Raw genomic sequence first — 12,205 nt, forward strand, 5'->3', positions numbered from 1 at the left:
ATTGGACTCTGACGCAGAGTCAATTAGCCTTGTCGCGTGGTTCTTCGCGCGCGGAACCCGGGGCGGTCCGAGCCACCAGGGGGGAGGCTCGGACCGCTTCTCGATGACGACGGCCGGTCCCGGTTCAGCCCCGGGCCCCCGCGTGGTCGAGGGCCCGCAGCACGTCCGCGACCAGGTCCTCGGTGTCCTCCGCGCCCGCGGAGAAGCGGATGAACCCCTCCGGCACGGCGTCGCCGCCCCAGCGTCCGCGCCGCTCGGCGGTGGACCGTACCCCGCCGAAACTCGTGGCGTCCTCGACCAGGCGCAGGGCCGCCATGAACCGCTCCGCGTGCGCGCGATCGGGCAGGGTGAAGGAGACCACCGACCCGAAGCCCCGCATCTGCCGGGCGGCCGTCTTGTGGGAGCGGTCCGTGGGAAGCCCCGGGTAGCGCAACCCGCTCACGTCCGTCCAGTGCGTGAGCGCCTCGGCCACGGCCAGTGCGTTGGCCCACTGGCGCTGTGCGCGCAGCTGGATCGTGGCGAGCGAGCGGTGGGCGAGCCAGGCCTCCATGGGTCCCGGGATGGCACCGACGATCTTGCGCCACCGCCGGACGCGGGCGGCGAGCTCCGGATCGCGGCACACGACGTAGCCGAGCAGGACGTCGCCGTGGCCGGTGAGGCCCTTGGTCCCGCTCGCCACCGAGAAGTCCGCCCCCAGCTCCAGGGGTCGTTGCCCGAGCGGGGTGGCCAGGGTGTTGTCGACGGCGACCAGGGTCCGGCCGGCGTGCGCCGCGTCCACGAGGCGGCGCACGTCGCACACGTCGAGCCCGGGGTTGGACGGGGTCTCGATCCACAGCAGTCGGGCCCCGTCGAGGGCCGCGAGCTGGGCGTCGTCACCGGTCGGAGCGGTGCGCACGTGGATCCCGTACGCCTCCAGCTGCTCACGCAGCAGGGGCAGCGCCTGGTACCCGTCGTCGGGCAGGACCACGGTGTCGCCGGTGTGCGCCTGGGAGAGGAGGACGGCGGAGACCGCCGCCATGCCGGAGGCGAAGACGATGGTGTGCACGTCCTCGCCGGGGGCCTCCAGCTCCCCGATCGCCCGTTCCAGCAGCGTCCAAGTGGGGTTGGTGTCGCGGCCGTACGCGTAGGGCCCTTCGACGTCACCGGGGAGGTGGAAGTGGGCGGCGAAGACCGGTCCGGGCAGGGGCGGCTCGTTCTTGACGGCCTCGGGAAGTCCGGCCCGGACGGCGCGGGTGCCGTCGCCGAGCGCGGGCGCTCCGGTCCCCTGGGGGGCGTATTCGTTCATGGGGTGGGCTCCTTCACGGCGGCGCGTACGGCGTCCAGCAGGCCGGGGCTCGCGGCCTCGACCAGCTCCAGGCACTCCTCGAACCCGTCGAGCGGCCCGTAGTAGGGATCCGGTACGTCGGTCTCGGCGGCCGAGGCCGCCGGATCGTAGGACCGCAGCAGCCGCACCTTCGCGGCGTCCTGCGAGGTGGGCGCGAGTGCCCGGAGGTCCCGCAGATGCCCGGCGTCGAGTGCGATGACGAGGTCCAGGCGCGCGAACCAGGAGGCGTGGAACCGGCGGGCCCGGTGGTCCTGCTCGTAACCCGCCGCCTCCAGGACGGCGATGGTCCGCGGATCGGCGCCATCCCCCTCGTGCCAGCCGCCGGTGCCGGCGCTGTCCACCTCGACCAGGGCGTCGAGCCCGTCCGCCGCCACATGGGCGCGGAAGACCGACTCGGCCATGGGGGAGCGGCATATGTTGCCCGTGCAGACGAAGCAGACGCGGTACATGGCAGGCCCGTTCAGTTCTTGTCGGGCAGGACCATGTTCATGGCCCAGGAGACGATGGAGATGATCAGGCCGCCGAGGAGGGCGGTCCAGAAGCCGTCGACGTGGAAGCTGAGGTCGAGCTTCGAGGCCAGCCACGAGGTCAGCAGCAGCATCAAGGCGTTCACCACGAGGGTGAACAGGCCGAGGGTGAGGATGAACAGCGGCAGCGAGAGCAGCTTCACCAACGGCTTGACGAGCAAGTTGACGAGGCCGAAGACCAGCGCGACCAGGATCAGGGTGAGCGCCCGTCGGCCCGTGCTGCTGCCGTCGTCGAGGGTGATGCCGGAAAGCAGCCAGATGGCGACGGCCAGGGCCGCCGCGTTGGCGAGCGTCTTGACTACGAAATTCGTCATGTGTCTGATCGTGGCAGAGAAGATCCCGGTGGGACATCCGCAGATCAGCGGATGCGAGGGAACGATCGAGTACAAGGGGCACAACGACGATGAAAGCCTTCCGGCTTGACGATCTCGAAGCGGAGCGGGCCGCGAACGACGGCGCCTATCTGCAGTTCCTGCGCGAGCGGAACATGTCGGTCGGGCTGTACGCGCTCGACGCCGGACAGGTCGATCCGCAGCTTCCGCACCGGCAGGACGAGGTGTACTTCGTCGTCAGCGGCCGGGCCTCGATCACCGTCGGGGAGGAGACGACGACCGTGGCGCGCGGCAGCGTCGTCTATGTCCCGGCGGGTGTCACGCACAAGTTCCACCACATCACCGAGGACCTGAAGGTGATGGTGGTCTTCTCCCCTCCGGAGGGCTGAGCCGCCCCGCCGGATGAGGGTCGCGGCCCTGATCCCCCTAAGGGGCGGATCAGGGGACTCCGAGGGCTCGCGAGCCCCGATACGAGGCCCTGGACTCCTAGCATCGAGAGCAGGAAGCAACGGACTGAGTCACGGACGAAGTCACGGACGAAGAAGAGGTCGAGGACATGGACGGCATCCGAGAGATATTTGCAGGCATGCCCTGGTGGGTTAAGTGGGTGGCGGTTCCGCTGCTGGCCCTGTTCGTCTTCGGCGGTGTGATCACCAGCATCCTGGGCGCACTCATCGGGATCGTCTTCAAGCTGCTCCTCTTCGTCGGTCTCGTCGGCGGTCTGATCTTCCTCGTGAAGAAGTTCAGCGGCGGTGCCTCGAAGTCCTCCTCCTCCGAGTGGTGACCTGCGGCGGGCCGGACGGGTCAGGGATTGAGCCAGGCGGGGGAATCTGACCCGCTGAACGGCTCACATCCCCGGAATCGGTGGATAGAGTGGCAATCTATGCCGTTCCCTGGGCACCGAAAGCCGGTACCACCGCTCCGACCTGCCGCCCTGACCTGCGGCGACGCCAACGAGCCGCCGAGTACGACCCCCAGGAGCCACGGCACGCGCGGGGGCGGCCCCCGCAGGGCGGGCCTCCCCATAGGTCCGTCGCCACGCCTGGGGGTGACCTTTGTCTCCGGTTCACAATGCCGGTGTGCCGACTCTGATCGCTTCGGTGCAGCGCGCGCTGAGGCTGCTCGAAGCGGCGGGGTCCCATAGCGAGGGAGCCCCGGCGAAACAGCTGGCGCGTGAGGCCGGGCTCCCGCTTCCCACCGCGTACCACCTGCTGCGCACTCTGACGCACGAGGGCTATCTGCGCAGAGCGCGCGGAGTGTTCGTACTGGGCGAGGCCGCGGCGCGGCTCGCCGGTGGGGGACTCCAGCAGAAACGTCGCAGCATGATCCTCGACTCGCTCGCGCACTTCCGCGACACGGTCGGAGCCCCCGTCTACTTCGCGATCTACCGCGAGGGTGAGATCGAGATCGTGGGTGTCTCGGACACTCCGACCAGCCCGGCCTGCGAAGAGTGGGCCGACTTCCGTGAGACGGGTCATGCGCACGCCATCGGGCAGTGCCTGCTCGGGCAACTCGACGAGAAGACGCGCAAGGACTACTACAACCGTCATCCGGTCGAGGCCATCACCCCCTATACCGTCCGCGATCTACGGTCCCTGGAAAACCGGATCGGGGCGCTCGGGCGAATGCAGCCGGTGATCGAACGTCAGGAATATGCCCTCGGCACAATCTGCGCGGCCATCCCCATTACGGCCGGCGATACGGTCGCGACCATGGCCATTTCTCTCCCTCTCCACCAAGAAGAGCGATTGCTCTATGTAGTCAATCGGCTACGGAGTGAAGTAGGCGCGCTGTTGAGCACCCTCTCGTTCTCTATCAGTATCTGAAAACTCACTCCTTGTGATCTGCTACCGCTTCCACCACTCTTGTCAAGTGGGTCCTGGGGGATCATTCCTGGCCACTTCAACTACAGCGGGGTAGTCAATGCGCGAGTCGGTACAGGCAGAGGTCATGATGAGCTTCCTCGTTTCCGAGGAGCTTTCGTTCCGGATTCCGGTGGAACTCCGGTACGACGCACGCGACCCCTACGCAGTCCGCCTGACCTTCCACCTTCCCGGAGATGCGCCCGTGACCTGGGCGTTCGGCCGGGAACTCCTTCTCGACGGCATCAACAAGCCATGCGGTGACGGCGATGTGCACATCGCCCCCACCCACCCGGAGGACCTGTCCGACGTCCACATCCGCCTCCAGGTCGGCGGTGACCGGGCCCTGTTCCGCGCCAGTGCGGCGCCGCTCGTCGCGTTCCTCGACCGGACCGACCGGATCGTTCCGCTCGGACAGGAGCGTAATCTCGGCGACTTCGAGGAGAACCTCGACGAGGCTCTCGGCAAGATCCTCGCCGAATCGCAGCAGAACGAGCAGAACGCCGGCTGATCGGTCGATCGGTCGATCGGCTGAGCGGCTGAGTGGCTGAGTGGCTGAACGACCGATCAGCGCTTGCGCCGCCGGCCCCGGCCGCGGACCGGCCCGGTGGCCGGGGCGCCGGCCGGGGATCCCGGTCGGTCGGCGGAAACCACCAGCGCGGCCAGCGCCGTTGTCACCGGGACCGAGGCCACCAGGCCGATCGACCCCACGAGGGTCCGTACGATCTCCTCCGCCACCAGCTCGCTGTTCGCGACCGAACCCATGCTGCTGTTCGCGATCGAGAACAGCAGGAGCAGCGGCAGCGCGGCACCCGCGTAGGCCAGTACCAGCGTGTTGACCACCGACGCGATGTGGTCGCGACCGATCCTGATCGCCGCTCGGTAGAGGGCACGCGGCCCCATGGAGGGGTCCGCGTGGTGCAGTTCCCACACCGCCGACGTCTGGGTGACCGTCACGTCGTCGAGCACGCCCAGCGATCCGATGATCACGCCTGCGAGCAGCAAACCGCTCATGTCGATGTCCGGGTACAGCCCGTGGATCAGCCCGGTGTTGTCGTCGGTGTTGCCGCTGAGGAACGCCCAGTCGATGAACCCCGAGCCGAGCAGCCCGATCAGCAACAGCGAGACGAGCGTGCCGAGGACGGCCACCGAGGTACGGGCGGTCAGCCCGTGGCACATGTAGAGCGCGATCAGCATGATGGCGCTCGCCCCGACCACCGCGACGACCAGCGGGTTCGAACCCTGCAGGATGGCCGGGAGGATGAAGAGGGTCAGTACGCCGAAGCTGACCACGAGGGCGACGAGCGCGAACAGCCCGCGCATCCGCCCGACGAGGACGACGGCGGCCGCGAAGATGCCGGCCAGCAGCGCGATCGGGAGTTTGCGGTTCACGTCGATCACCGAGTACTGGAGGTCGCGCGGGGCGTCGGGCGCGTACGCCACCACCACCTCCTGCCCGTCCTCCAACTGCCGTGGCGCGCCCGGCTGGACGATCTCCACGAAGGTGCGGCCCTGGTCCGGGCCGCTGCTGACCTCGACGGTCGCCTTCTTGCACGCGCCGGCCGGTCCGCCCTGCGCCGGCCGGCCCCCGGGAGCCGAGGGGGTCTCGGTCGTCGGCATCTGCGCGGCGTTCACGGATTTGCAGTCGACCTGTTCGAGCGAGGTGACCACGCCCTGCTGGGTCTGCCGGTCGAACCCCACCCCCGTGCGCTCGTGGCCGGGGGCGCCGCCCGGCCAGAGCACCACCATGCCGACGAAGACGGCCACGGCGAAGGGGATCAGTACGGCGGCGATGACCTTGCGCAGGTGCTTCGAGACGGGGGCCGCCGGGCCGTGGCCATGGCTGTGGCCGTGCCCGTGGTCGTGGGACCGATCCGAGGGACGTTCGCCGGAGCCCCCGCCGGAGCCGCTGCCCGAGTTCCCGCCGGAGCTCCCGCCGGAATGCGGGTCGACATGGCCGTCGGAGTGCCGGTCGGAATGGCCGTCGGACGGTCTGGCGGACGGTTCGGGGCCGGCATGCGGGTGGCCGATGTGGCCGAAGGTCTCTGTGGGCTCGGTGGGGGGCTGCGGCGAGGGCGTCACCAGCAGATCATCGCAAGAGATGAGGGGGCCCACTGTTCAGCACGCCATGGATGACGCTAGCGTGGGGGCACCTTTGCACAACGCGGGAGCTCGGAGCACCGGGCTGAGAGGACGCTGATCACCGTACGAGCATCACGGATGCGTACGGGAAGAGGCTGCGTCGACCGCCGAACCTGTTACCGGGTAATGCCGGCGTAGGGAGATCAGGTCTCATGACCATTCAGGACGCACGCACGCCTGCCGTCAGCCAGGACACCGACGGCCAGACCGAGCGCCAGCCCGGCTGGCACAAGGGATACCTGGCGGGCTCCCGCCCCGACCTCCGGGTGCCGGTCCGCCAGGTCCACCTCACCAACGGCAAGGACGTGACGCTCTACGACACGTCCGGTCCGTACACCGACCCGCAGATCGAGACCGACGTCCGTCGCGGTCTCGCGCCGCTGCGCGAGAACTGGATCATCAGCCGCGGGGACACCGAGGAGTACGCGGGCCGCCCCGTGCGCCCCGAGGACGACGGAATCAAGCACACCTCGCCCCGCGGCGGCCTCAAGAACCTCGACGCCGTCTTCCCGGGCCGCCCCCGCCAGCCCCGCCGCGGCCGCGACGGCGCCGCCGTCACGCAGCTCGCGTACGCCCGCCGGGGCGAGATCACCCCGGAGATGGAGTACGTCGCGATCCGCGAGAACGTCTCCCCGGAGGTCGTCCGCGAGGAGATCGCCGCAGGTCGCGCGGTGCTTCCGGCGAACGTGAACCACCCCGAGATCGAGCCGATGATCATCGGTAAGCGGTTCCTGGTGAAGGTCAACGCCAACATCGGCAACTCCGCGGTCACCTCCTCCATCGAGGAGGAGGTCGACAAGATGACCTGGGCGACCAAGTGGGGCGCCGACACGGTCATGGACCTCTCGACCGGCCGCAACATCCACACCACCCGCGAGTGGGTGCTGCGCAACTCCCCCGTCCCGATCGGCACCGTTCCGCTCTACCAGGCGCTGGAGAAGGTCGACGGCCGCGCCGAGGACCTGACCTGGGAGATCTACAAGGACACGGTCATCGAGCAGGCCGAGCAGGGCGTCGACTACATGACGGTCCACGCCGGCGTGCTGCTGCCCTACGTGCCGCTGACCGCCCGCCGCAAGACCGGCATCGTCTCGCGCGGCGGCTCGATCATGGCCGCGTGGTGCCTGGCGCACCACAAGGAGAACTTCCTCTACACGAACTTCGAGGAGCTCTGCGACATCCTCGCGACGTACGACGTCACCTACTCCCTCGGTGACGGCCTGCGCCCCGGCTCGATCGCGGACGCCAACGACGCGGCGCAGTTCGCCGAGCTGAAGACGCTGGGCGAGCTCAACACCATCGCCAAGCGCCACAACGTCCAGACCATGATCGAGGGCCCGGGCCACGTCCCGATGCACAAGATCAAGGAGAACATCGACCTCCAGCAGGAGATCTGCGAGGAGGCGCCGTTCTACACGCTCGGCCCGCTGACCACGGACGTCGCCCCGGCGTACGACCACATCACCTCGGGCATCGGCGCCGCGATGATCGCCTGGTGGGGCACCGCGATGCTCTGCTACGTGACGCCCAAGGAGCACCTGGGCCTGCCCAACCGCGACGACGTCAAGACCGGCGTCATCACCTACAAGATCGCGGCCCACGCCGCGGACCTGGCCAAGGGCCACCCGGGTGCCCAGGAGTGGGACGACGCCCTGTCGGACGCACGGTTCGAGTTCCGCTGGGAGGACCAGTTCAACCTGGCCCTGGACCCGGACACGGCCCGCGAGTTCCACGACGAGACGCTCCCGGCGGAGCCGGCCAAGACCGCGCACTTCTGCTCCATGTGCGGTCCGAAGTTCTGCTCGATGAAGATCTCGCAGGACATCCGCCGTGAGCACGGTGGCGACCTGAAGGCGGAAGAGATCCAGGCGGGCATGGCGGAGAAGTCCGCCGAGTTCGCCGCCTCGGGCAGCCGCGTCTACCTGCCGCTGGCCGACTGACGCCGTTCGGCAGGGCAGCAGCACGGACCCGGCTGACGGGCGGACCCGCGACCCATGGGGGGAGTCGCGGGTCCGCCCGTTTGTCGTGCCGACGAGGGGATGCGGGGGCCATTGGTGTCGGAACGATAGTCCGATGAGTGGACTTGTCTGCGAGGTGTTCCGGGGCCTGCGGAGGTGGTTCTCACGCTACCGATGTGGCCGGAGAGGCCCACCACCGTCGATCGACCGTTTCGAGAAGGAGTGGTATGCGCCCCGAGAACAGGACCAGGTCGCCCCTCACCCTGCAGCCCGACGCGAACGACCCCGACCTCCGCCGAGGGGCCGCCACCGCGCCGATCCGCCCGATGGACCCCAACCACCTGCCGAAGGGGCTGAAGTAGCGAACGAGGTCAGTTCTGGTCCGGCTGGTGTTCCGGGCCGCCGAAGTCCGGGCTCGTGAAGTCCGGAGGTGTGTAGCCGGGCCGGGGACTCTCCGACGGGGACCCCGGACTGGTGAAGTCCGGCCGGCTGTATCCCAGATTGGGGATGCGGCCGGCCGCCGGTGTGCGGGGGGTGGGAAAGCCCGGGCCGGCGCTCGGGTCGGCCAGCGCGTCCCGTAGGAACGGCATGATGCCGCGCTCCAGCAGCGCGTGCCGCCAGGCCTCGCGGGCCCGTGCGACCTCGTCGGGTATCGCCTCGGTCTCGTCCGCGGCCACCTCGGTCGCGCTGTTGCGGACGGCCGTCACCAGCAGCCCGATCACCGCGAAGAGCAGGGCTGCCGCAGTGAGCCCGCCGAAGAGCCAACCCGCCGTCAGCATCGTCTCGGCGAAGGCCGGTTCGGGCTCGATCATCTTCAGGATGTAGCCGACGAGCAGGAAGATCAGCATGGCGGTGCCCGCCAGGACCGGCGCGAGGACCGCGACCACGGCGCTGATGCCCGCGCCGCCACCGCCGCCCTGGGTACCGTCCTCGTCTCCCGTCGTGCCGGGCGCGGCCGGCACCTCGTCGCGTCGTTCCTCGCGGATCTTCACGTAGTGGTCGTACTCGGCGGCGGCCGCGGCCGCCAGCAGGGCGCTGGCCCCCTGGGCCATGGTGCGCAGCTGTTCGGCGTTCAGTCGTTCGCCGAGGGTGGCGAGCTCGGGCCGCTCGTGCGCGGCGCGCAGCGCCTCGTCGACGAGCCGATCGAACTCCGGTCGGTCTTCGGTCAGCAGGTGCGGAGCGCTGGTCATGTGCATCCCCCGATGCTCCGTAGAAGCCGGTATGCCCGCGTAGACCCGGGCGCCGGCACAAACGGAGGAGAGCCTGCTACGGATAGAGCGATGGTAGAGCGCCCACGCCACGCCGTGACAGGGGCTTTCCGGAAATACCCCTCTCCGTAAGCTCTCAGTCGCTCAGGGGGAGTTGTACGACAAGCAGTTTGCCCGCCATCGTCACCCCGCCGTCCATCGCGATGGCCAGCCCCTCCGCGTACACGTGCGGGCCGTCCACGGCCTCGGGGCCGCGCGACTCGTCGCCGTCCTCGGTGCCCACCTCGCCGAGCAGGTAGGGGATGGGGCTGTGCCCGTGGACGACGCGGCTGCCGCCGTAGGTGTCGAGGAGTTCCCGCACGGCCGCGGGTCCCGTTCCCTCGTCGCGGAAGGCGAACCGCTTGGTGAACTTGCGGAAGAGGTCCCAGGTGATGTCGGCGTCGCCGCGGTTGAGGAGCTCGTGGATGGTGTCGTTGACGTCCTCGATGGAGTCGCCGTAGTCGAGGTAGGCCGTGGTGTCGGAGTGCAGCAGCAGGTGGCCCTCCTCCAGGACGGCCGCGTCCAGGCGCGACATCCACTGCAGGTGGACGTCCTGCAGGCGTTCCATGTCGGTGCGCTGGCCGCCGTTGAGGAGCCAGGCCGCCTGGAAGGTGGCGGTACCGGCGCCGGAGACGACCGGGGTGTCGCCGAACCGCTTGGCGCCGATGAGCAGGAGTTCGTGATTGCCCATCAGGGCCTTGCAGTAGCCGCCGGCGGCGGCGGCCTCGGCGGACAGCCGCATCACGAGGTCGATGACGCCGATGCCGTCGGGGCCGCGGTCGGTGAAGTCGCCGAGGAACCAGAGCCGGGCATTGCCGGCGGACCAGCGGCGCTCCGCGTCGATCAGACCCTGGGCGTGGAGTTCGGTGACGAGCTCGTCGAGGTAGCCGTGGACGTCGCCGACGACGTAGAGCGGGCCGGGGCCCGCGGCGTGCTCCTGGGGCACGTACTGGACCTGGACGGTGTCACCGGGGCCGCCGATCGCGCCGCGGCCGATGACGGGCAGGTCCCGGTAGGTCGGGGTGTAGCCCTCGGGCTCGTCCTCGTCGGGGCCCTGGGCCGAGGCGTGCGCCGGTTCCACGTCGGCGTGCGGGTGGAGAGGCGTCCGGGGGTACGAAGGCTGCTGCGCGGGCGCCTGCGGCGGGTAGCCCGGCTGCGCGGGCGTGTTCGGCGTGCCGCCCTCGTAGTACGCCGGGTACTCGCCGTAGACGGGCGTCTCGCCGGGCAGCCCGGTGGACGTGGATACGGCGTACAGGGCGGGTTCGGTGACGGGAACCCGGAAGTCCCGCAGCGTGTCCGTCCGCATCGCGGGTCCCTGACCGGCCCCCTGAGTCATCGACCCCTCCACCACCGTCGCGCTGCCGTACACCTGCGGACCCTCCTGACCTCCAGGGAGGAGGGGCCGTGATGTCGTGCGCCCATCATAGGAATGCGGCTCGCGCTCTGTGACGCACCAGGGGTGGTGAATCCTTTACGGAGCGGATCGTTCCTACCGTTTTCTACCGATATCGGTGTTGCGGAAATCGTCGGCCGGTCCTTGGTCGGTGCTCGGTCGGTGTTCGGATGGCCTTCGTACGGTCCTGGGTCGGCCCTTCGGCAGGCCGACCGGACGGTCTGTCGGTCAGTCCTGGGCCGGCGAACGGGGCGGGCTGACGGTCGTGCGGGGCTGCCTGCGCTGCGACGAGGTACGGATGATCAGCTCGGTCGGGACGACCTGCTCGACGGGGCGTCCGGTGTTCACTCCCTCGATCGCGTCGATGAGGAGCTGGACGACGGCGGTCCCGATGCGGCGGGGTTTGAGGGACAGGGTGGTGATGGGCGGCTCGGTGTTCGCGTAGACGGTGGACTCGCTGCAGCACACGAGCAGCAGGTCCTCGGGGACGCGCAGGCCGTAGCGGCGGGCGGCGGCGAGCAGATCGGTGCCGTTGGGGTCGAAGAGCCCGTAGACCGCGTCGGGCCGGTCGGGACGGGCGAGGAGCCGGTCGGCGGCGACGGCGCCCGCGCACGGGTCGTGCGCGGGGTAGGACTCGTAGACGGGGTCCTGGCCGACGCGCTCGCACCAGCTCAGGTAGGCGGTGGTGGAGAGCCGGGTGTAGGTGTCGGTGGTGGTCCCGGTCAACAGGCCGATCCGGCGGGCGCCGGCGGCGGCGAGGTGGTCGAGCAGGCCGAGTACGGCTGCCTCGTGGTCGTTGTCGACCCAGGCGGTGACGGGGAGGGTGCCTGCGGGGCGGCCGTCGGAGACCACGGGCAGGCCTTGGCGAACCAGTTCGGTGACGACGGGATCGTGGTCGGAGGGGTCGATGACGACGGTGCCGTCGAGGGCGACGTTGGACCACACGTCGTGGCGGGAGGTGGCGGGGAGGATGACCAGGGCGTAGCCGCGGGCGAGCGCGGCGGAGGTCGCGGCCCTGGCCATCTCGGCGAAGTAGGCGAATTCGGTGAAGGTGAAAGGTTCATCCCCGTACGTGGTCACGGTCAGGCCGATGAGGCCGGACTTGCCGGTACGGAGGGTGCGGGCGGCGGCGGACGGGCGGTAGCCCAGCCGATCGGCCACTTCGCGAACGTGGCGGCGGGTGGCGTCGGGCAGCCGTCCCTTGCCATTGAGCGCGTCGGAGACGGTCGTGATGGAGACGCCCGCCGCGGCGGCCACGTCCCTGATGCCGGCCCGGCCCTGTCGGCCGGCGGCCCGCCGGGTGGTCTCGGTCCGGCTCACCTGATGCTTCCCTGCTGCTGTCATGGCGAGCCGATAGTAGGGCTCGGTGGGGAGGGTGGTCTGGGTGCATATGCAGGCGTTGACAGGCACGTTTCTGCAT

The 12,205-nt window shown here is 69.7% G+C and carries 13 protein-coding genes; 6 read left to right on the forward strand and 7 right to left on the reverse strand.

Annotated elements, in window-relative coordinates:
- Window positions 1-124 precede the first annotated feature (124 nt).
- The 3 genes from BCL76_RS11200 to BCL76_RS11210 are packed head-to-tail and all read right to left on the reverse strand — an operon-like array spanning window position 125 to window position 2,165.
- Window positions 125-1,285, reverse strand: a complete 1,161-nt coding sequence (locus tag BCL76_RS11200) for a cystathionine gamma-lyase (RefSeq protein WP_109779308.1) — start codon at window positions 1,283-1,285, stop codon at window positions 125-127.
- Entirely contained in the window at window positions 1,282-1,773 is a 492-nt protein-coding gene (locus BCL76_RS11205) for a low molecular weight protein-tyrosine-phosphatase (RefSeq protein ID WP_109779309.1), read from the reverse strand. Before BCL76_RS11205 ends, BCL76_RS11200 begins: the two co-directional genes overlap by 4 nt.
- A gap of 11 nt (window positions 1,774-1,784) precedes the next feature.
- A complete protein-coding gene (locus BCL76_RS11210; protein ID WP_030713863.1) occupies window positions 1,785-2,165 on the reverse strand; it encodes a phage holin family protein in 381 nt (126 codons plus the stop codon).
- Window positions 2,166-2,254: 89 nt separating this feature from the next.
- Between BCL76_RS11210 and BCL76_RS11215 the strand changes: the two genes are divergently transcribed.
- The 4 genes from BCL76_RS11215 (at window position 2,255) to BCL76_RS11230 (ending at window position 4,556) form a co-directional block, all read left to right on the forward strand.
- On the forward strand, window positions 2,255-2,572 hold the full coding sequence (locus BCL76_RS11215; RefSeq protein ID WP_109779310.1) for a cupin domain-containing protein: 318 nt from the start codon (window positions 2,255-2,257) through the stop codon (window positions 2,570-2,572).
- A 176-nt stretch (window positions 2,573-2,748) separates the two neighbouring features.
- Window positions 2,749-2,967, forward strand: coding sequence for a DUF5326 family protein (locus BCL76_RS11220; RefSeq protein ID WP_109779477.1), 219 nt, complete (start codon window positions 2,749-2,751; stop codon window positions 2,965-2,967).
- A 295-nt stretch (window positions 2,968-3,262) separates the two neighbouring features.
- A complete protein-coding gene (locus tag BCL76_RS11225; RefSeq protein ID WP_109779311.1) occupies window positions 3,263-4,009 on the forward strand; it encodes an IclR family transcriptional regulator in 747 nt (248 codons plus the stop codon).
- Window positions 4,010-4,106: 97 nt separating this feature from the next.
- Window positions 4,107-4,556 (forward strand): SsgA family sporulation/cell division regulator, encoded by a 450-nt coding sequence (locus BCL76_RS11230; protein ID WP_030008369.1) that lies wholly within the window; start codon window positions 4,107-4,109, stop codon window positions 4,554-4,556.
- 56 nt (window positions 4,557-4,612) lie between these two features.
- Here BCL76_RS11230 and BCL76_RS11235 read toward each other — a convergent pair whose 3' ends face one another.
- On the reverse strand, window positions 4,613-6,127 hold the full coding sequence (locus BCL76_RS11235; protein ID WP_258309523.1) for a YibE/F family protein: 1,515 nt from the start codon (window positions 6,125-6,127) through the stop codon (window positions 4,613-4,615).
- Between the two features lie 212 nt (window positions 6,128-6,339).
- Between BCL76_RS11235 and thiC the strand changes: the two genes are divergently transcribed.
- Both thiC and BCL76_RS39660 read left to right on the forward strand, forming a co-directional pair.
- Window positions 6,340-8,127 carry a phosphomethylpyrimidine synthase ThiC gene (gene thiC / locus BCL76_RS11240; RefSeq protein WP_109779312.1) on the forward strand — a complete coding sequence of 596 codons (1,788 nt, stop codon included), beginning with the start codon at window positions 6,340-6,342 and terminating at the stop codon, window positions 8,125-8,127.
- 245 nt (window positions 8,128-8,372) lie between these two features.
- Window positions 8,373-8,507, forward strand: coding sequence for a hypothetical protein (locus BCL76_RS39660; RefSeq protein ID WP_258309525.1), 135 nt, complete (start codon window positions 8,373-8,375; stop codon window positions 8,505-8,507).
- Between the two features lie 9 nt (window positions 8,508-8,516).
- Here BCL76_RS39660 and BCL76_RS11245 read toward each other — a convergent pair whose 3' ends face one another.
- The 3 genes from BCL76_RS11245 to BCL76_RS11255 form a co-directional block, all read right to left on the reverse strand.
- Window positions 8,517-9,341, reverse strand: coding sequence for a hypothetical protein (locus BCL76_RS11245; protein WP_109779313.1), 825 nt, complete (start codon window positions 9,339-9,341; stop codon window positions 8,517-8,519).
- 148 nt (window positions 9,342-9,489) lie between these two features.
- The gene (locus BCL76_RS11250; protein WP_109779479.1) at window positions 9,490-10,743 is read right to left on the reverse strand and encodes a metallophosphoesterase; all 1,254 of its coding nucleotides are present in this window, start codon (window positions 10,741-10,743) and stop codon (window positions 9,490-9,492) included.
- Window positions 10,744-11,013: 270 nt separating this feature from the next.
- Window positions 11,014-12,129, reverse strand: coding sequence for a LacI family DNA-binding transcriptional regulator (locus BCL76_RS11255; protein ID WP_109779314.1), 1,116 nt, complete (start codon window positions 12,127-12,129; stop codon window positions 11,014-11,016).
- Between the last annotated feature and the right edge of the window lie 76 nt (window positions 12,130-12,205).

Source organism: Streptomyces sp. CG 926 (assembly GCF_003148825.1).
In the GTDB taxonomy this organism is placed as follows: Bacteria; Actinomycetota; Actinomycetes; order Streptomycetales; family Streptomycetaceae; genus Streptomyces.